Source organism: Bacillus sp. JJ1127, from assembly GCF_036965845.1.
Taxonomy (GTDB): domain Bacteria; phylum Bacillota; class Bacilli; order Bacillales; family Bacillaceae_G; genus Bacillus_A.
In genome coordinates, this window is record NZ_JBALQK010000011.1 from 22,443 (window position 1) to 22,715 (window position 273).

The 273-nt window shown below is 32.2% G+C and carries 1 pseudogene; it reads right to left on the bottom strand.

From position 1 onward, the window contains the following. Window positions 1-40: 40 nt before the first annotated feature. A pseudogene (locus V7183_RS02025) lies at window positions 41-273 on the bottom strand (lactoylglutathione lyase); the annotation flags it as partial.

Here is a 273-nt window from a genome sequence, read left to right on the forward strand (position 1 = left end):
AATTGATGTATATATATCACATGAATAGACAATAACCCCCTCATTGATTATGCTCATTACTTTCAATTTGAAGTGTATGTTGATCTGGATCATGAACAATAATCACTGCACCTTCATCACAATACTCTATTCGATAGAATTCTAACTTTTTCTTTACCTTTTCTATATCAGAAATCGAAAAGGTAATCCTTTTACATGAAGGTAAATCTTCCGTAACCTCTCCCCTTCGATTTTTGTTTACTACAAAACAAATCCTTGTCGAACCAATGTCAT